Source organism: Cupriavidus sp. MPR-AND1C (genome assembly GCF_058809705.1).
The window spans coordinates 1-18,381 of sequence record NZ_JBXASU010000122.1 but is presented as its reverse complement, the minus strand read 5'-3'; the positions used below and the strand labels follow the sequence as shown (position 1 = coordinate 18,381).

Below are 18,381 nucleotides of genomic sequence, written 5' to 3'. Positions count from 1 at the left end.
CCTAAATCCCCCTCAACATCCACATCCCGAAACGCCCCCTCATCCTCAGTAAGAATCCTCATCACCGGCTGTGTCTTCAATAACGTCCGCGCGCCTTCATCCCCATCAAGCTTGAGCAGGGCATCTCGCCACGCAGACCCGAATCCGACCGGATGCCCACGCCGTCCGTCGCGCCACGGTGCGGCAATCGCGTCACGCGTGGTGATTGTCAACGCCACCGCGCGCACCAGCTCGGCCGGCAGCCACGGCATGTCGGCCAGCGCCACTACCCAGCCGCTGGCGTCGGGCGTGGCGGCTACCGCCGCAGCCAGCGCGGCGCCCATGCCGGCCTCGGCTGCCGCAGTCTCCAGTACCCGGCAGCCGGCAGCTTGCAATTCTGCCGCTAGCGCGGCATTGCCCGGGCGGATCACGGCTAGCGTGCCGGGCAGCACGCAGACTAGCGTGCGGGCGCTGCGGGCGGCTACGGTGTGGCCGTCGGGCAGCATGGCCAGGAGTTTGTTGCGCTGGCCGGCGGGGTCGAAGCGGCGGCCGTAGCCGGCTGCCAGCAGGATGCCGGTGGGGGGCTCGGCAGTGTGGATGGCACCGTTGATGGGGCCCGTCAGCGGGCTGGTCACGGGGCGGGGCTGCAGGTGCTGCCTTCGTTGGCGGCCAGTTCGCGCGCGGCCTTGGCGCCTTCCACCTGGAGGATGTCGGGCAGCGAGACGTGGTTCTTGGCGGCGACGACTTCGGCCAGGATCGAGATGGCGATCTCGGGGGGCGTGCGGCTGCCGATGTAGATGCCGACCGGGCCGTGCAGCCGCGCGAGCTGCAGCTCGTTGAGGTCGAACTCCTTGAGCCGCTCGCGGCGCGCCTGGTTGTTGCGGCGCGAGCCGAGGGCGCCGACGTAGAAGGCGCGCGTGCGCAGGGCTTCCATCAGGGCCAGGTCGTCGAGCTTGGGGTCGTGCGTGACGGCGATCACCGCGCAGCGCTCGTCGAGCTTCATGTCGGTCACGGTGTCGTCCGGCATGGTGCGCACCATGGTGACGCCGGGGATGTCCCACGTCTCGGTGTATTCCTCGCGCGGGTCGCACACGGTGACCTGGAAACCCAGGCCAACCGCGATCTGGCTCAGGTATTTCGACAGCTGTCCCGCGCCAATCACCAGCATGCGGTAGCGCGGCCCGTGAATGGTGAGCAGGGTGGCGCCGTCGAAGGCAAGGCCGTCGGTGGCCTCGGCCGGGCCCAGGGTGGCGCGGCCGCTAGCCATGTCGAGCGTGCGGGCGACCAGCTTGCCGCCCTCCACGGCGGCCAGCAGTTCGTCCAGGTGGCTGTCGGCGCCGAGCGGCTCGGTCACCAGTTCGATGGTGCCGCCGCAGGGCAGGCCGAAGCGGTGCGCTTCCTCGGCGCTGATGCCGTACTTGACGGCTTCGGGGTGCGCGCCGGCAATGCCTTCGCGCCGTACCCGGTCGATGATGTCGTCTTCGATGCAGCCGCCCGAGACCGAGCCGACCACCAGGCCGTCGTCGCGCACCGCCAGCATGGCGCCTTCCGGCCGGGGCGACGAGCCCCAGGTTCTGACTACCGTCACCAATAGCGTGCGATGGCCTTCGGCCTGCCACTTCACACTGCTTTTCAGGACTTCGAGATCCACGCTGTCCATGATCGTTTCCGCTTCGTTTCACCGTTTTGTTCATCGGGCGCGCTGCCTTCGCCGGCCGCCGCTCCGTCCTTGGCGACATTGTCATCCGTGCCTGGCTCGTCACCCTGCTCGCCGGACCCGCTCACCGCCGCCGTAAAGCGGTCGAAGAAGGTATCGGCCATCTTGCGCGCGGCGGCGTCGACCAGGCGCGAGCCGATCTGCGCGATCTTGCCGCCAACCTGGGCGTTGACCGTGTAGGTCAGCACCGTCGCGTCGCCTTCGGGGGCCAGCGTGACGGCCGCGGTGCCTTTGCCGAAACCGGCGACCCCGCCTTGTCCGTCGAACTGGATGGTGTAGCTGTCGGGCGCCTGGATGTCCTGCAGGGCCATGCGCCCCTTGAAGCGCGCCTTGACCGGGCCCACCGCGGCGGTCAGCGCCACCAGGTAGGCGTTGTCGCCGTCAGGCTCGATGCTCTCACATCCTGGGATGCATTGCTTGAGCAGCGCCGTGTCGTTCAGGGCTTCCCAGGCGGTTTGCTGTGCTACCGGCAGTTGCCGCGTCTGTGTCATTTCCATGGTCGGGGCGTCTCCTTGGTGTCCTTCATGGTTTTAATGTCTCCGGGCCCCGGCACCGCAGTGAACACGGGCATGGCCAGGGTTTCGCGCGCGGCCAGCAGGGATTCGAGCGCGAACAGGCTGTCCAGGTTGTGCGCCGAGCGCAGGGCGTCCACATGCGGCAGGATGGCTTGCACGCCACGTGCCTGCGGCATGAAGCCGGCATAGCGCAGCAGCGGGTTGAGCCAGACGATGCGATGGGCGAAGCGGCGCAAGCGAGCCATTTCGGCGTCTAGCAGGTCGATGTCTTCATGGTCGAGCCCGTCGGTGACCAGCAGCACCGTGGCGCGTCCGGACAGCGTGCGGCGCGCCCACTGGCGGTTGAAGGTGGCCAGCGCGGCGCCGATGCGGGTGCCGCCGGCCCAGTCGCGCACCTGGCCCGTGATGGCGCCAACCGCTTCGTCCGGGTCGCGCTCGCGCAGCCAGCGGGTGATGTTGGTCAGCCGGGTGCCGAACAGGAACACATGCAGCCGCTCGCGCGATTGCATCAGCGCATGGCAGAAGTACAGCACCGCGCGCGAGTACTGGCTCATCGAGCCGGAAATGTCGAGCAGCAGCACCAGCGGTGGGCGGCGCTCGGCGCGGCGGCGGTATTTCCAGCGCAGCCATTCGCCTTGCTGGCGCACCGCCAGCCGGGCGCTGGCGCGCAGGTCGGCGTGCGGTCCGCTGGCGGCGGCGCGCAGGCGGCGCGTGCGCTCGGTGGCCAGGCGCGCGTGGCGGGCGCGGATCATGTGCTGCAGCGCGCGCCATTCTTCCGCGCCGAGGGTTTCAAAGTCGCGCTGCGCCAGGCGCTCCTGCGCGCTGAAGGTGAGCGGCGCGGTAAAGCGCTCGACATGGTCCTCGCCGCGGCGGCCGGACTTGGGAGGGCGCTGGGCGGCGAGCGCGTCGGCCAGCCGGTTGTTGCGCGGCGGCGGCGGCGCGCCGGCATCCACGCGCGGCAGCAGCAGGGCGCGCAGCTTGCCTTCCCAGTCCGGGTCGCGCCAGAACAGGTCGAAGGCGGCGTCGAACAACAGGCGCTGATCGGGCCCGCTCACCATCAGGGCTGCCATGGCTGCGCGCACTTCGTCGCGCCTGCCGATGTCCACGTACTGCAGCGCCAGCAGCGCATCCACAGCTTGTGCGGGCGACAGCGCAAAGCCGGCATCGCGCAGCAGCCGCACGAAATGCGTGACGTTGCGCGCCAGCATGGGCAGCGTGCCGGCGTGTGGCACGGCGGCCAGCGGAGCGTCCGGATGGAGCCGGGGCATGGCTCAGGCTCCCGGCGCCCGGCTGGCGAGCAGTTCGGCCACGGTGGGGCCATCGACCCGGGCCAGGTCGTCCTGGTACTTGAGCAGCACGCCCAGCGTGTCGCGCACCGATTGCGGATCGAGCTCGCTGACGCCCAGCGCGGCCAGCGCGCGGCACCAGTCGATGGCCTCGGCGATGCCAGGCGACTTGAACATGTCGATGCCGCGCAGCCGGTGGATGAAGTCGATGGCCTGGTGCTGCAGCGCGGAGGCGGCCTCGGGCGCGCGCGCGGCCACGATCTGCAGTTCGCGCTCGCGCTGGGGATAGCCCATCCATTGGTACAGGCAGCGGCGCTTGAGCGCGTCATGCACCTCGCGGGTCCGGTTGGAGGTGACGATGATGAGCGGCGGCTGCTCGGCCCGGATCACGCCGATCTCGGGGATCGACACCTGGAACTCGGACAGCACCTCCAGCAGGAAGGCTTCGAAGGGTTCGTCGGCGCGGTCGATCTCGTCGATCAGCAGCACGCGCGGGATGCCGGGCGCGGCCGGGTCGGGCAGCAGGGATTCCAGCAGGGGGCGCTTGAGCAGGAAATCGTCGCGATACAGCGATTGCGTGTCGGGCCGCTCGCCGCGCGCTTCAGCCAGGCGCAGCGCCATGATCTGGCGCGGGTAATCCCATTCGTACAGCGCGCTGGAGGCATCGAGCCCCTCGTAGCATTGCAGGCGCAGCAAGCGCGTGCCGAGTGCGTCGGCCATGGCCCGCGCCAGCGCGGTCTTGCCCACGCCAGGCTCGCCTTCGAGGAAGAGTGGGCGCTGCATGCGCAGTGCCAGGTACAGCACGGTGGCGGTTTCGCGATCGGCGAAATACTGCTGTGCCTCCAGCAGGGCAGCGGTCTGGTCGATGGACTGGGGAAGCATGGGTGCTGGCCGGTTGACTCCCCTCTCCCACCACGTGGGAGAGGGGCTGGGGGAGAGGGCGGGCGTGAGCTCGAAGTGAACACGCCCGGATTGGCGAGTGCCGGCGCTTTCGCTCCGGCTTGCTCCCTTAGCCCTTCAACGCCTGCTCCACCGCGCGCGCCGCCAGCACCGGGATCAGGTGCGCGCGGTACTCTGCGCTGGCATGCAGGTCGGTGTTCAGCTTGCTTGCATCCACCACCACCGCGCGCGCTGCCGCCGGCGTGAAGCTGGCTGCCAGCGCCTGCTCCAGCGGTGCGCTGCGGAACACGCAGTCGGCCGCGCCGGTGACCGCGACCCGCACGACCTTGCCGAACTGCGCCACCATCACGCCCACCAGCGCAAAGCGCGATGCCGGGTTGCGAAACTTGATGTAGGCGGCCTTGTCCGGCGTGGGAAAGCGCACGGCGGTGATCAGCTCATCGGGTTCCAGCGCGGTTTCGTAGAGGCTCCTGAAGAAGCTATCGGCGGCGATGTTGCGGCGGTCGGTGACCACCGTGGCGTTGAGCGCGAGCACGGCCGCAGGGTAGCAGGCGGCCGGATCGTCGTTGGCGAGCGAGCCGCCCAGCGTGCCCATCGCGCGCACCTGGCGGTCGCCGATGCCGTCGGCCAGCGCGGCCAGCGCGGGAATGCGCTTGCGCACGTCGGCGTTGGCCGCGACGTCGGCATGGCGTGCCGCCGCGCCGATCACCAGCTCATCGTTTTCGACACGGATATCCGCCATGCCGGGAATGCGGGCTACGTCGATCAGCGCGGATGGCGCGGCCAGGCGTAGTTTCATCGCGGCCAGCAGGCTCTGGCCGCCGCCCAGGTACTTGGCGTCGGGGTCCGCTTTGAGTTTGTCCACGGCCGCCTTGGTATCGGCGGCGCGTTCGAAATTGAATGCGTACATGGTGTGCCTCCGATCTCAGTTAGGGGCCTGCGCCAGGCGGATGGCCTGCCACACGCGGTGTGGCGTGGCGGGCATCTGGATGTCGTGCACGCCAAGCGGCGAGAGCGCATCCACCAGCGCGTTGATGAAGGCCGGCGGCGAGCCGATCGCGCCGGCCTCGCCGCAGCCTTTTACGCCCAACGGGTTATGCGTGCAGGGCGTGCCCTTGGCGGTTTCCACTGTGAAATCCGGCAGGTCGCCGGCGCGCGGCATGGCGTAGTCCATGTAGGAGCCGGTCAGCAACTGGCCGCTGTCGTCGTCGTACACGCACTGCTCCAGCATGGCCTGCCCGAGGCCCTGGCCGATGCCGCCGTGTACCTGGCCTTCGACGATCATCGGGTTGATGATGTTGCCGAAATCGTCCACCGCGGTGAACTTAATCACCTTGCTCTCGCCGGTGTCCGGATCGACTTCCACCTCGCAGATGTAGGCGCCCGATGGATAGGTGAAGTTGGTCGGGTCGTAGAATGCGTTTTCGTTCAGGCCTGGCTCCAGCTTGTCGAGCGGGTAGTTGTGCGGCACGTAGGCGGTGAGCGCAACCTCGCCGAAGGTCTTGCTGCGGTCGGTGCCGGCCACGCTGAACGTGCCGTTCTTGAACTCGATGTCGGCGTCCGAGGCCTCCAGCAAGTGGGCAGCAATCTTCTTGGCCTTGGCTTCGATCTTGTCGAGCGCCTTCATGATGGCCGAGCCGCCCACCGACAGCGAGCGCGAGCCATAGGTGCCCATGCCGAACGGCACGCGGCCGGTGTCGCCGTGCACCACTTCCACGGCATCCAGTGCAATGCCGAGCCGGTCCGCCACAATCTGCGCGAAGGTGGTTTCATGCCCCTGGCCGTGGCTGTGCGAGCCGGTGAAGACGGTCACGGTGCCGGTCGGGTGGACACGGATCTCGCCGACTTCGAACAGTCCCGCGCGCGCGCCCAGCGCGCCGGCGATATTCGACGGCGCCAGCCCGCATGCCTCGATGTAGCAGGAGTAGCCCAGGCCGCGCAGCTTGCCGCGCTGCTTCGCTTCTTCACGACGCGCGGGAAAGCCTTTGACGTCGGCGAGTTCCTGCGCGCGTGCCAGGCACGGCTCGTAGTCGCCGGTGTCGTAGGTCAGGCCGACCGGGGTGGCGTAGGGGAAGTCGTGGATGAAGTTCTTGCGGCGGATTTGCGCCGGGTCCATCTTCATCTCGCGCGCCGCGGCTTCCACCAGCCGCTCCACCACATAGGTGGCTTCCGGGCGGCCCGCGCCGCGGTAAGCGTCCACCGGCGCGGTGTTGGTGAACACGGCGCGCACCTCGGCATAGATCGCCGGCGTGGCGTACTGCCCGGCCAGCAGCGTGGCGTACAGGATGGTCGGCACGCTGGACGCGAAGGTCGACAGGTAGGCGCCCATATTGGCGGTGGTGTGCACCCGCATGGCCAGGAACTTGCCGTCGGCGTCCATCGCCAGCTCGGCCTTGGTGACGTGGTCGCGGCCGTGCGCATCGGTCAGGAAGGATTCCGAGCGTTCGGCGGTCCACTTGATCGGGCGCTTGATCTTCTTCGAGGCCCATGTCAGTGCCACGTCTTCCGCGTACAGGAAGATCTTGGAGCCGAAGCCGCCGCCCACATCCGGCGCGATGATGCGCAGGCGCGACTCCGGCAGGCCAAGCACGAAGGCGCCCATCAGCAGGCGCTCCACGTGGGGGTTCTGGTTCGATACATAGACCGTGTAGCTGTCGTCCTGACGGGTGTAGCTGGCATTGACGGCGCGCGGCTCGATGGCGTTGGGGATCAGCCGGTTGTTGATGATCTCCAGCGTGGTCACGTGGGCGGCCTTGGCAAAGGCGGCGTCGGTGGCGGCGCGGTCGCCGTGGCCCCAGACATAGCTGGTGTTCTCGGGCACGTCGTCATGCACCAGCGAGGTGGCCGAGGCAGCGTGGGCGGTGTTCACCACGGCGGGCAGTTCATCGTATTGCACGTCGATCTTCTCGGCGGCGTCCTTGGCTTGCTGCAGCGTTTCGGCTATCACCAGCGCGACCTGGTCACCCACGTGGCGGGCCTTGCCCTGCGCCAGCACGGGGTGCGCAGGTTCCTTCATCGGGCTGCCGTCGATGCTGTGGATCAGCCAGCCGCAGGGCAGGCCGCCGACCTTGTCGGCCGCCACGTCGTCGCCGGTGAAGATGGCGACCACGCCCGGCGAAGCGAGTGCTTCGGTCTTGTCGATGGAAACGATGCGGGCGTGCGCGTGCGGCGAGCGCAGGAAGTAGCCGTAGCTTTGCTGCGGCAGCACGATGTCGTCCGTGTACTGGCCGTTGCCGGTGAGAAAGCGGTAGTCTTCCTTGCGCTTGACCGAGGCGCCGATCAGGTGCTGGTTGTCGGGTGCGTTCATGGCGGTCCCCTTATTCAGCGCTGACGCCATGCATCGCGGACTGGCCTTCCTGCACCGCGCGCACGATGTTGTGATAACCGGTACAGCGGCACAGGTTGCCGTCGAGCTGCTCGCGGATGGCGGCGGCGTCGGCATTGGGCTGCTGCTTGACCAGCGCGATGGCGCTCATGACCATGCCGGGCGTGCAGAAGCCGCACTGCAGGCCGTGGCAATTGCGGAAGGCTTCCTGCATGGGGTGGAGATGGCCCTCCGGGGCGAGTCCTTCGATGGTGGTGATGCTGGCGCCATCCGCCTGCAGCGCCAGCATGTTGCACGACTTGACCGCGCGGCCGTCCATGTGCACGGTGCAGGCGCCGCACTGGGCGGTGTCGCAACCGACATGGGTGCCGGTCAGGCGGAGTTGTTCGCGCAGGAACTGGACGAGAAGGGTGTGGGGTTCTACCTGCGCGTCGACGGCGCGGCCGTTGACGGTCAGGCGGATAGGAATCGCCATGCTTGTCTCCATGTGGGTGGACACGTGCACGACCAATCCCTGAATCCCGAAAAAACTGCGCGGGACTGGCCACGACGCGTTACTGCCGTTTGTTGGGTACGGCTATTTCGTGATGTTGGTACTGCGGTATTGCGGTACTGCCGTTGCCGCCGGTCAATGCCTGGCAATGGCCTGGCAATGCCGCGCCGCGAACGTTTGGCTGCGACATGCTCTAACAGTTAATCACAAATCGCCGGCGCATGCCATGCGGGTTGCCCCTTCGCCACCTGACGCCGCAAGAGCGCGCGGACGGCGTCGGCCGCGGGGGTGCAGGATGGCGCTGCTAGAATGGCCCGCCGTCCGGCCGCCACACCGTATCCACGCCGCATTCACACCGCATCCACCTCGCTCCGGCACCAGATCTCTCTATATGGAAGGCTTCATCGACTGGCTGTTCGAAACCGTTGCCCTGCCCAAGGTGGGCTTGCCGGCTATCTTCGTGGTCAGCCTGGTGTCCGCCACCTTGCTGCCCCTGGGCTCGGAGCCGGCGGTCTTCGCGTATATCAAGCTCAATCCGCACCTGTTCTGGCCGGCCATCGTCGTCGCCACGCTCGGCAATACCGCGGGCGGCGCCATCGACTGGTGGCTTGGCTACGCGGCCAAGCTGGCCGTGGTGCGCTTGCGCCAGCGGCGCCAGCAGCGCGCGCACGAGGAGGAGCACGCCGAACACCGCCGCCATCCCCGCCAGCCGCGCAAGCCGTCGCTGGATGCGCGCTACTTCCGGTGGATGCGCCGGCTGGGACCGCCGACCCTGCTGGTATCGTGGTTGCCCGGAATTGGTGATCCTTTGTGCACTTTGGCCGGCTGGCTCCGGCTCTCGTTCTGGCCGAGCCTGGTTTACATGGCGATTGGCAAGTTTCTGCGCTACCTTGCCATGACGATTGCCCTGCTCTGGATCCCGGATAGTTTCTGGCACGGCATCGCAGCCAGCCTCAAAAGCCTGTTCTAGCTAGCGCCTCTCGCGCCACGGCGAGGGTGATGCCACCGTTGCCCAAGCAGGGCTCTGCCATGTTGCGGCGCGGCGAAAGCAGGCCTTGAAGTACAATTGCCCTTTAAAGACGATCCGGCGCACCGTCTCCGTGCGCTACAGGAAGCGGTCCCCTCCCCATGAACGCCCCACTCGTGCTCGATGCCAAACTCGCCGCGCAGGATGCGCCTGCGCGCCTGCGAGAGATCCCTTATAACTACACGTCATTCTCGGATCGCGAGATTGTCATCAGGCTGCTAGGCGAAGAAGCCTGGCGTATCCTGGCCGAGCTGCGCGGCGAACGCCGCACCGGCCGCTCCGCCCGCATGCTGTACGAAGTGCTGGGCGATATCTGGGTGGTGCGCCGCAATCCCTACCTGCAGGACGACCTGCTGGAGAACCCCAAGCGCCGCCAGATGCTGGTTACGGCACTCCACCACCGGCTCTCCGAGGTGGAAAAGCGCCGTGCCGCCGACCGTGCCGAGCACGCCGAGCCGGCCGCCGAGGACCGCTCCCACCGGGTCGAGCAGCTGGTCAGCTTTGCCAAGCAGGCCATCGAGGACTTCAAGCAGGAGTTCGCGCACGCCTATGACCTGCGCAAGCGCACCCAGCGCGTGCTGGGCCGCATCACGCAGAAGGACAACATCAAGTTCGACGGCCTGTCGCGCGTCTCGCATGTGACCGACGCGACCGACTGGCGCGTGGAATATCCCTTCGTGGTCCTCACCCCGGACACCGAGGAAGAGATCGCGGGCATGGTCAAGGGCTGCTTCGAGCTGGGCCTGACCATCATCCCGCGCGGAGGCGGCACCGGCTATACCGGCGGCGCCGTGCCGCTGACGCCGATGAGCGCGGTCATCAACACCGAGAAGCTGGAACAACTCGGGCCGGTCGAGCAGACCGACCTGCCGGGCGTGTCGCACAAGGTCGGCACCATCTTCTCCGGCGCCGGCGTGGTGACGCGCCGCGTGGCGGATGCGGCGGACAAGGCCGGGCTGGTGTTCGCGGTCGACCCGACCTCGATCGATGCTTCCTGCATCGGTGGCAACGTGGCCATGAACGCCGGCGGCAAGAAGGCCGTGCTGTGGGGCACCGCGCTGGACAACCTGGCCTGGTGGCGCATGGTGGATCCGGAAGGCAACTGGCTGGAAGTCACGCGCCTGGACCACAACCTGGGCAAGATCCATGACGTGGCGGTCGCCACCTTCGAGCTCAAGTGGTCGGACGGCAACCGCGCGCCCGGCGAAAAGCCGCTGCGCACGGAAACCCTGGCCATCGAAGGGCGCAAGTTCCGCAAGGAAGGCCTGGGCAAGGACGTCACCGACAAGTTCCTGGCGGGCCTGCCAGGCATCCAGAAGGAGGGCTGCGACGGCATCATCACCAGCGCGCGCTGGATCCTGCACCGCATGCCGGCGCATGTGCGCACCGTCTGCCTGGAGTTTTTCGGCCAGGCGCGCGACGCCATTCCGAGCATCGTGGAAATCAAGGATTACCTCGACGCCGAATCGCGCACCCCCGGCGGCGCCATCCTGGCCGGCCTGGAGCACCTGGACGAGCGCTACCTGCGCGCGGTGGGATACGCCACCAAGAGCAAGCGCAATGCCTTCCCCAAGATGGTGCTGATCGGCGACATCGTCGGCGACGACCAGGACGCGGTTGCCCGCGCCACCTCGGAAGTCATCCGCATGGCCAACGGCAAGAGCGGCGAAGGCTTTGTCGCGGTCAGCCCGGAAGCCCGCAAGAAGTTCTGGCTGGACCGCTCGCGCACCGCCGCCATCGCCAGGCACACCAACGCCTTCAAGATCAATGAAGACGTGGTGATCCCGCTGCCGCGCATGGGCGAGTACACCGACGGCATCGAGCGCATCAATATCGAGCTGTCGATCAAGAACAAGCTCCAGCTGACCGACGCGCTGGAAGCCTTCTTCGCGCGCGGCAACCTGCCGCTGGGCCGCAGCGACGATGCTAACGAGATCCCCAGCGCCGAGCTGCTGGAAGACCGCGTGCAGCACGCGCTGCAGCTGCTGCGCGAGATCCGCTCGCGCTGGACCTACCTGCAGGACCACCTGGATACGCCGCTGGCCACCGCGCGCGCGTCGCTGATCGGCCATGGCCTGGGCCTGCTCGGCCAGGCTTTCGAGGCGCGCCTCGAGCAGCAGCCGGACGCCACCGTGTTCCACCTGCTGCAGGACCGCACCATCCGCGTGTCCTGGAAGAGCGAAGTGCGCGCCGAGCTGCGCAATATCTTCAACGGCGGCGAGTTCAAGCCCATCCTCGACGAAGCGCAGAAGATCCACAAGCAGGTGCTGCGCGGCCGCGTCTTCGTGGCGCTGCACATGCACGCCGGCGACGGCAACGTGCACACCAATATCCCGGTCAACTCGGACGACTACGACATGCTGCAGGACGCCCACCGCGCGGTGGCCCGCATCATGGCGCTGGCACGCTCGCTGGACGGCGTGATTTCCGGCGAGCACGGCATCGGTATCACCAAGCTGGAGTTCCTGACCGAGGACGAGATCGGCGAGTTCCGCGAGTACAAGCAGCGCGTGGATCCGCAGGGCCGCTTCAACAAGGGCAAGCTGCTGCCCGGCGCTGACCTGCGCAATGCCTATACGCCGTCGTTCGGGCTGATGGGACATGAGTCCATCATCATGCAGCAAAGCGATATCGGCGCCATTGCCGACAGCGTCAAGGACTGCCTGCGCTGCGGCAAGTGCAAGCCGGTGTGCGCCACCCACGTGCCGCGCGCCAACCTGCTGTACAGCCCGCGCAACAAGATCCTGGCGACTTCGCTGCTGGTGGAGGCCTTCCTGTACGAGGAGCAGACCCGCCGCGGCATCTCGATCAAGCACTGGGACGAGTTCTCGGACGTGGCCGACCACTGCACGGTCTGCCACAAGTGCGTGACGCCGTGCCCGGTCAAGATCGACTTCGGCGACGTGTCGATGAACATGCGCAACCTGCTGCGCAAGATGGGGCAGAAGAAGTTCAACCCCGGCACCGCCGCGTCGATGTTCTTCCTCAACGCCACCAATCCGCAGACCATCAACATGACCCGCAAGGTCATGATCGACTGGGGCTACAAGGCGCAGCGCCTGGGCAACGACGTACTCAAGAAGTTCGCCAGGAAGCAGACCGCGCACCCGCCCGCCACGGTGGGCCGCGCGCCGGTGCAAGAGCAGGTGATCCACTTCATCAACAAGAAGATGCCGGGCAACCTGCCCAAGAAGACCGCGCGCGCGCTGCTGGACATCGAAGACAACGAGATCGTGCCGATCATCCGCGACCCGAAGCGGACTTCGCCCGAGACCGAGGCGGTGTTCTACTTCCCGGGCTGCGGCTCGGAGCGGCTGTTCTCCCAGGTGGGCCTCGCCACGCAAGCCATGCTGTGGCATGTAGGCGTGCAGACCGTGCTGCCGCCGGGCTACCTGTGCTGCGGCTATCCGCAACGCGGCAACGGCCAGTTCGACAAGGCCGAGAAGATGGTCACCGACAACCGGGTGTTGTTCCACCGGGTCGCCAACACGCTCAACTACCTCGATATCAAGACCGTGGTGGTGAGCTGCGGGACCTGCTACGACCAGCTGGCCGGGTATGAATTCGACAAGATCTTCCCGGGCTGCCGCATCATCGACATCCACGAATACCTGCTGGAGAAGGGCGTCAAGCTGGAAGGCGTGACCGGTACGCGCTACATGTACCACGACCCCTGCCACACCCCGATCAAGACCATGGACCCGACCAAGCTCGTCAACGAGCTGATGGGCGGCAACGAGGGCGGCAGCAAGATCGAGAAGAACGAGCGTTGCTGCGGCGAGTCCGGCACGCTGGCGGTGTCGCGCCCCGACGTCTCCACCCAGATCCGCTTCCGCAAGGAAGAGGAAATGACCAAGGGCGCGGACAAGCTGCGCACCGACGGCTTCGTGGGCGACGTCAAGATCCTGACCAGCTGCCCGTCCTGCCTGCAGGGTTTGTCGCGCTACAAGGAAGACGCCACGGTCACGGCGGACTACATCGTGGTGGAGATGGCCAAGCACCTGCTGGGCGAGAACTGGATGCCGGACTATGTGGCCAAGGCCAACTCGGGCGGCATCGAGCGGGTGCTGGTGTGATGGACGTGCGAGGGTGGTGGGCTCGATGCGCCGATCTCGCACGGTCGGTTGACACATCGGGAGCGCCCGCATGAATCTCGCCTCCAACTGCCCGCTGTGCGAGACGGACGGCGGCGAACTGGTCTGGCGTGGCGAGCGCGCCCGGGTCATCCTGGTCGAGCATGAGCGCTTTCCCGGCTTCTGCCGGGTGGTGTGGAATGGCCACGTTGCCGAGCAGACCGATCTGCCTGAGGACGACCAGGCCTGGCTGATGCGGCTGGTGGCGCGGGTGGAGCGCGTGGTGCGCGAGACCATGGTGCCCGACAAGGTCAACCTGGCCGCCTTCGGCAATATGGTGCCGCACCTGCACTGGCATATCATTCCACGCTACCGCTGGGATACCCATTTTCCCGAAGCCGTCTGGGCGGCTGCGCAGCGCGAGCCGGATGCCGTGCGCCTGGCGGGCCTTGCGCAGCGCCTGCCGGCATTGCGCGCGGCCCTGGCGAAACTGGCCGAAGCAGGCTGACGCCTGGCGTAGCCGTGCCCGTGCCGTGCCGGCATTGCTATCGGTTTTTTTGAATTTCCGGAACCAGCTGGGCGGCGTCGTCTTCTAACACCCGTTGTCTTCATTCCAACAAGAGCGGGGCCGGTGGATCTGCCATGGCCCGCTTGCGCGAAAGGTGCCATGTCCACACCGTCTTCCGTTACCGTTCCAGGCCCGGCCGTGCCGGCCCGTGCCCTCAGGATCCAGAGCCGCCTGCGGGTGGCCGAGACATGGGACCTGATCAAGCCTTACTGGATATCCGAGGACCGCAAGGCCGGCCTCGGGCTGCTGGCCTTCGTGGTCGCGCTCAATCTCGGCATCGTTTATATCAACGTGCTGCTCAACGAATGGAACCGCGTGTTCTACAACGCGCTGGAGCAGCATGACTACACCTCCTTCAAGGCGCTGCTGATCCGTTTCTCCTGGATCGCCGGCTTCTTTATCGTGGCGGCCATATCACGGCAGTACTACACCATGATGCTGCAGATGCGCTGGCGTACCTGGATGACCGACCGCTTCATGGACCACTGGCTCAGCCACCAGGCTTACTACCGCATAGAACAGACGCACGCCACGGACAACCCCGACCAGCGGCTTGCGGACGACCTGCGCTCGTTTACCGATGGCGCGCTGTCTCTTTCGCTCGGGCTGCTCAATTCGGTGGTGACGCTGGTGTCTTTCGTCGGCATCCTGTGGGCTGTTTCCGGGCCGATCAGCTTCATGCTGGGCGGCACCGAGATCACGATTCCGGGCTATATGGTGTGGTTCGCGGTGGGCTATGCCGTGATCGGTTCGCTGATTGCCCACGTGGTGGGCCGGCCGTTGATCGGCTTGAGTTTCCAGCAAGAGCAGTACGAGGCGGATTTCCGTTTCATGCTGGTGCGCTTGCGCGAGAACAGCGAGCCGGTGGCGCTTTACCGGGGCGAGCCTACCGAGCAGGCGGGCCTGCGCTCACGCTTTGACCGCATTCGCGCCAACTGGAAACAGTTGATGCGCTATACGCGTCGCCTGACCTTTGTCAGTTCCGGCTACGGCCAGTTCGCCATCATCTTTCCGCTGCTCGTGGCCGCGCCGCGCTACTTCGCCGGCAAGATGACGCTGGGTGGGCTGATGCAGGTGAGCCAGGCCTTCGGCCAGGTGCAAGGGGCGCTGTCGTGGTTCGTTGACAATTACTCCACGCTGGTCGGCTGGAAGGCCGCAGCCAACCGGCTGATCGACTTCCGCGATGCTATCCGCGTGGCGGAGCGCCAGGACCAGGAGCACACCGGCGTGCGCGACATCGAGGTGGTCCAGGCTGGCACCGGTACCGATTCCGGCGGCATCCGCATCGACACCCTCGCGCTGGCGCTGCCGGTGCGCACCGGCAACGGCAACGGCGGCGAGATCCAGCAGCGGCTGCTGGTGGCGGCGTTCTCGCTGCAGATCGCGCCCGGCGAACGCTGGCTGGTCAGCGGCCCCTCGGGCTGCGGCAAAAGCGTGCTGTTCCGCGCGCTGGCCGGGATCTGGCCCTACGGCAGCGGCAAGGTAGCCATGCCCGGCGCGGCTCGCATGCTGTTCCTGCCGCAGCGCAGCTACCTGCCGATCGGCACGCTGGCCGATGCGCTGGCTTATCCCGACGCCGGCACCGTGCATAGCCGCGAAGCCTTGCAGAAGGTGCTGCGCGAAGCCTGGCTCGGCGCCCTGGCCGAGCAGCTCGACGTGTTCGACAACTGGTCGCTGCGGCTGTCGCCGGGCGAGCAGCAACGCCTGGCCTTTGCGCGCGCGCTGCTGCAAAAGCCCGATTACCTGTTCCTGGACGAGGCCACCAGCGCGCTCGACGAGGAAACCGAAAGCGAGATGTACCGCCTGATGGTGGACTCCCTGCCCGGCGCGGCGATCATCAGCATCGCCCACCGCAGCACGGTTGCCGCCTTCCATGGCAAGCGCCTGCGCTATGTCGCGGCCGACGGAGCGCACTGGGAGGCGGAGCACGATGGGCAAGGTGAGGCGGCTGCGGTAAGCTATCGGGTCGTACACGAAGCGTAAAGGCCGGTGTGGCCGCAACCTGCGGCTCGCCCACAGCCGCACGCCACCCATCATGGCAGGCCTTGAAAAAGATACTCCCCATCCCACCGCACTTACCGTGCACACGCAGTCGCGCGTGCTGGAGGTGGGTTTTGACAACGGTTCCAGCTTCCGGCTGCCGTTCGAATACCTGAGGGTGAACTCACCCTCGGCCGAAGTGCAGGGCCACGGCCCGGGCCAGGAAGTGCTGCAGACCGGCAAGCGCGACGTCACCATCGCCGCGGTGGAGCCGGTCGGCAACTACGCCATCCTGATCCGTTTTTCCGACGGCCACGATACCGGCATCTATTCCTGGGAACTGCTTTACCGCCTGGGCGCCCAGCAGGACACCATCTGGCAGTCCTACCTTGAGCGGCTGGAAGCTGCCGGCGTCGATCGCGACACCCCCATGGCGGCCCCCGGCGGCCATGCCTGCGGCAGCCATTGAGATTGCGCCCCCGCGGGCCATTACTGAGTTCTGGAGCGAGTTATGAGCGAGACCCACTTCGGGTTCGAGAAGGTCAAGGAAGAAGAGAAGGCTGGCAAGGTAGCCGAAGTCTTCCATTCGGTGGCCAACAAGTACGACGTCATGAACGACCTGATGTCCGGCGGCATGCACCGGCTGTGGAAGATGTTCACCATCGCCCAGGCTGGCGTGCGGCCTGGCTTCAAGGTGCTCGACATCGCCGGCGGCACCGGCGACCTGGCCAAGGCCTTCGCACGCCAGGCCGGGCCCACCGGCGAGGTCTGGCTGACCGACATCAATGAGTCGATGCTCCGGGTTGGGCGCGACCGCTTGTTGAATAAAGGCATCGTCATCCCCACCTGTCTCTGTGACGCCGAGCGGATTCCGTTCCCGGACAATTATTTCGACCTGGTCACGGTGTCCTTCGGGCTGCGCAACATGACGCACAAGGAGGTCGCATTGTCAGAGATGCGCCGGGTGATCAAGCCGGGTGGCAAAGTCATGGTGCTGGAGTTCTCCAAGGTGTGGAAGCCGCTGGAAAAGGCCTACGACATGTATTCGCTGAAGTTCCTGCCGTGGCTGGGGCAGCGCGTGGTACAGGATTCCGATAGCTATCGCTATCTGGCCGAATCGATCAGAATGCATCCAGACCAGGCTTCACTTGTACGTCTTATGGAACATGCGGGCCTGGAGAATGTCGAATACTTCAACCTGACGGCGGGAGTGGTGGCGCTTCACGTCGGGCGAAAGTACTAGACTGATATAGGCTCAAAGAAAGATGAGCGAACTTAACAGGGGAAGCACTGATATGTCGCTATTTCGCGCAAAATTCATGGCGGGTGTGCTGATTGGCACGCTTGCCCTCGGCATGGCGCTCGACGCCAATGCCAAACGCCTCGGCGGGTCGCGCAGCATCGGCAAGCAATCGTCCGGCGTGACGCAACGCCAGCAGGCACCGGCGCAGCAATCGCCGAACCAGACGCCCGCGCAGCAGGCCCCGGCCCAGCAAGCCGCGCCCGCTGCAGCAGGCGCCGGCGCAGCCGCTGCTGCCGCGCCCAAGCGTAACTGGGGCGGCATGCTCGGCGGCATCGCCGCCGGCCTGGGCATCGGCTGGCTGCTGTCGCACTTCGGCCTGGGCGGCGCCGCCATGGGCTTCCTGTCCAACCTGATCCTGATCGCCCTGGTGGCGTTCGCCGCAATCTGGCTGATCCGCAAGTTCCGCGGCGGCGCCAAGGCACCGCAGCAACCGGCCTATGCCGGTGCGGCAGCCGGTGCCGGCGGTGGCTCGGGTAACGGATTTGGTGGCAGCAACGAACCGGTCCTGCGCCAACAGGTGCCGGTTGGTTCACCCAACCCGGTGATGCCCGCGCCCGGTTCCGTCGCCTCGATGCAATCCGCCGCACCGGTGATGGCTGGCGCGGCCGTTGGTGCTGCTGCGGGCGCGGCCCAGCCCTGGGGTGTGCCGGCCGACTTCGACACCCAAGCCTTCCTGCGCAACGCCAAGGTGTACTACGTACGCCTGCAGGCGGCCTGGGATGCCGGCAATCTCGAGGACATCCGCGAGTTCACCACGCCGGAAATGTTCGCCGAGATCAAGATGGACCTGTCCGAACGCGGCACCGAGGTCAACAAGACCGACGTGGTCACGCTGGAAGGCGAACTGCTCGGCATCGAAGACAGCCCGGCCCAGCATCTGGCCAGCGTGCGCTTCTCCGGCATGATCCGCGAAAAGGCCGGCGAGCCCGCCCAGCCCTTCGCCGAAGTCTGGAACCTGGCAAAGCCGGTAAGCGGCCCTGGCGGCTGGCTGCTGGCGGGGATCCAGCAAACTTCCTGAGTGCAGGGAGTGCCTCGCCGGCAGGTTTAAGGCCGGCAGGTGACATAGAATGGAGGCCCACGTGAAAACGTGGGCTTTTTTGTTTGTGGGGTGGGGGGATTCCGTTGCTTGACTTGGAAGGCAAAGTCAAAGGCAGTTTCACCTCCCCTGCGGGGAGGCGACCTACTTTCTTGTCTCGCCAAGAAAGTAGGCAAAGA

At 66.6% G+C, this 18,381-nt stretch carries 15 protein-coding genes; 7 read left to right on the top strand and 8 right to left on the bottom strand.

The features are described from left to right. The 8 genes from AC1RWI_RS34860 to AC1RWI_RS34825 all read right to left on the bottom strand — a co-directional run. Nucleotides 1–614 (bottom strand): nucleotidyltransferase family protein (locus tag AC1RWI_RS34860; protein ID WP_492368676.1); only part of this gene is annotated, 614 nt, incomplete at its 3' end. After that, complete coding sequence (locus AC1RWI_RS34855; RefSeq protein WP_043343544.1) at nucleotides 611–1,639, bottom strand: XdhC family protein; 1,029 nt, start codon at nucleotides 1,637–1,639, stop codon at nucleotides 611–613. The genes AC1RWI_RS34860 and AC1RWI_RS34855, both read right to left, overlap by 4 nt. After that, entirely contained in the window at nucleotides 1,612–2,193 is a 582-nt protein-coding gene (locus tag AC1RWI_RS34850) for an SRPBCC family protein (RefSeq protein WP_043343547.1), read from the bottom strand. Before AC1RWI_RS34850 ends, AC1RWI_RS34855 begins: the two co-directional genes overlap by 28 nt. Further along, entirely contained in the window at nucleotides 2,184–3,479 is a 1,296-nt protein-coding gene (locus AC1RWI_RS34845) for a vWA domain-containing protein (protein ID WP_492870587.1), read from the bottom strand. The genes AC1RWI_RS34850 and AC1RWI_RS34845 overlap by 10 nt, the downstream gene beginning before the upstream one ends. 3 nt (nucleotides 3,480–3,482) lie before the next feature. After that, a complete protein-coding gene (locus AC1RWI_RS34840) occupies nucleotides 3,483–4,379 on the bottom strand; it encodes an AAA family ATPase (RefSeq protein ID WP_492870586.1) in 897 nt (298 codons plus the stop codon). A 127-nt stretch (nucleotides 4,380–4,506) separates the two neighbouring features. Beyond that, nucleotides 4,507–5,307 (bottom strand): FAD binding domain-containing protein, encoded by an 801-nt coding sequence (locus AC1RWI_RS34835; protein ID WP_043343552.1) that lies wholly within the window; start codon nucleotides 5,305–5,307, stop codon nucleotides 4,507–4,509. A gap of 15 nt (nucleotides 5,308–5,322) precedes the next feature. Further along, nucleotides 5,323–7,704, bottom strand: a complete 2,382-nt coding sequence (locus tag AC1RWI_RS34830) for a xanthine dehydrogenase family protein molybdopterin-binding subunit (RefSeq protein ID WP_492870585.1) — start codon at nucleotides 7,702–7,704, stop codon at nucleotides 5,323–5,325. A 10-nt stretch (nucleotides 7,705–7,714) separates the two neighbouring features. Next, nucleotides 7,715–8,197 carry a (2Fe-2S)-binding protein gene (locus tag AC1RWI_RS34825; RefSeq protein ID WP_492870584.1) on the bottom strand — a complete coding sequence of 161 codons (483 nt, stop codon included), beginning with the start codon at nucleotides 8,195–8,197 and terminating at the stop codon, nucleotides 7,715–7,717. Nucleotides 8,198–8,606: 409 nt separating this feature from the next. Here AC1RWI_RS34825 and AC1RWI_RS34820 point away from each other — a divergent pair, with 409 nt between their 5' ends. From AC1RWI_RS34820 to AC1RWI_RS34790, 7 genes are all read left to right on the top strand, one after another. Then, nucleotides 8,607–9,185, top strand: coding sequence for a YqaA family protein (locus AC1RWI_RS34820; RefSeq protein WP_492870583.1), 579 nt, complete (start codon nucleotides 8,607–8,609; stop codon nucleotides 9,183–9,185). Between the two features lie 158 nt (nucleotides 9,186–9,343). Next, entirely contained in the window at nucleotides 9,344–13,318 is a 3,975-nt protein-coding gene (locus AC1RWI_RS34815) for a DUF3683 domain-containing protein (RefSeq protein ID WP_043343565.1), read from the top strand. A gap of 70 nt (nucleotides 13,319–13,388) precedes the next feature. Next, nucleotides 13,389–13,823 carry an HIT family protein gene (locus tag AC1RWI_RS34810; protein WP_492870582.1) on the top strand — a complete coding sequence of 145 codons (435 nt, stop codon included), beginning with the start codon at nucleotides 13,389–13,391 and terminating at the stop codon, nucleotides 13,821–13,823. 159 nt (nucleotides 13,824–13,982) lie between these two features. After that, complete coding sequence (locus AC1RWI_RS34805) at nucleotides 13,983–15,866, top strand: ABC transporter ATP-binding protein/permease (protein WP_043343569.1); 1,884 nt, start codon at nucleotides 13,983–13,985, stop codon at nucleotides 15,864–15,866. 52 nt (nucleotides 15,867–15,918) lie between these two features. Continuing rightward, the gene (locus AC1RWI_RS34800) at nucleotides 15,919–16,332 is read left to right on the top strand and encodes a gamma-butyrobetaine hydroxylase family protein (protein ID WP_043343572.1); all 414 of its coding nucleotides are present in this window, start codon (nucleotides 15,919–15,921) and stop codon (nucleotides 16,330–16,332) included. A 42-nt stretch (nucleotides 16,333–16,374) separates the two neighbouring features. Continuing rightward, a complete protein-coding gene (gene ubiE, locus AC1RWI_RS34795; protein WP_043343575.1) occupies nucleotides 16,375–17,106 on the top strand; it encodes a bifunctional demethylmenaquinone methyltransferase/2-methoxy-6-polyprenyl-1,4-benzoquinol methylase UbiE in 732 nt (243 codons plus the stop codon). 52 nt (nucleotides 17,107–17,158) lie between these two features. Beyond that, nucleotides 17,159–18,184, top strand: a complete 1,026-nt coding sequence (locus tag AC1RWI_RS34790) for a Tim44 domain-containing protein (RefSeq protein ID WP_173430668.1) — start codon at nucleotides 17,159–17,161, stop codon at nucleotides 18,182–18,184. Nucleotides 18,185–18,381: the final 197 nt, after the last annotated feature.

What these genes read in the sequence shown, in the direction of transcription:
- AC1RWI_RS34810 (WP_492870582.1), top strand. Translation starts at nt 13,389, where the DNA reads ATGAATCTCGCCTCCAACTGCCCGCTGTGCGAGACGGACGGCGGCGAA.
- AC1RWI_RS34845 (WP_492870587.1), bottom strand. Translation starts at nt 3,479, where the DNA reads ATGCCCCGGCTCCATCCGGACGCTCCGCTGGCCGCCGTGCCACACGCC.
- AC1RWI_RS34820 (WP_492870583.1), top strand. Translation starts at nt 8,607, where the DNA reads ATGGAAGGCTTCATCGACTGGCTGTTCGAAACCGTTGCCCTGCCCAAG.
- ubiE (WP_043343575.1), top strand. Translation starts at nt 16,375, where the DNA reads ATGAGCGAGACCCACTTCGGGTTCGAGAAGGTCAAGGAAGAAGAGAAG.
- AC1RWI_RS34790 (WP_173430668.1), top strand. Translation starts at nt 17,159, where the DNA reads ATGTCGCTATTTCGCGCAAAATTCATGGCGGGTGTGCTGATTGGCACG.
- AC1RWI_RS34850 (WP_043343547.1), bottom strand. Translation starts at nt 2,193, where the DNA reads ATGGAAATGACACAGACGCGGCAACTGCCGGTAGCACAGCAAACCGCC.
- AC1RWI_RS34835 (WP_043343552.1), bottom strand. Translation starts at nt 5,307, where the DNA reads ATGTACGCATTCAATTTCGAACGCGCCGCCGATACCAAGGCGGCCGTG.
- AC1RWI_RS34800 (WP_043343572.1), top strand. Translation starts at nt 15,919, where the DNA reads ATGGCAGGCCTTGAAAAAGATACTCCCCATCCCACCGCACTTACCGTG.
- AC1RWI_RS34825 (WP_492870584.1), bottom strand. Translation starts at nt 8,197, where the DNA reads ATGGCGATTCCTATCCGCCTGACCGTCAACGGCCGCGCCGTCGACGCG.
- AC1RWI_RS34815 (WP_043343565.1), top strand. Translation starts at nt 9,344, where the DNA reads ATGAACGCCCCACTCGTGCTCGATGCCAAACTCGCCGCGCAGGATGCG.
- AC1RWI_RS34840 (WP_492870586.1), bottom strand. Translation starts at nt 4,379, where the DNA reads ATGCTTCCCCAGTCCATCGACCAGACCGCTGCCCTGCTGGAGGCACAG.
- AC1RWI_RS34830 (WP_492870585.1), bottom strand. Translation starts at nt 7,704, where the DNA reads ATGAACGCACCCGACAACCAGCACCTGATCGGCGCCTCGGTCAAGCGC.
- AC1RWI_RS34805 (WP_043343569.1), top strand. Translation starts at nt 13,983, where the DNA reads ATGTCCACACCGTCTTCCGTTACCGTTCCAGGCCCGGCCGTGCCGGCC.
- AC1RWI_RS34855 (WP_043343544.1), bottom strand. Translation starts at nt 1,639, where the DNA reads ATGGACAGCGTGGATCTCGAAGTCCTGAAAAGCAGTGTGAAGTGGCAG.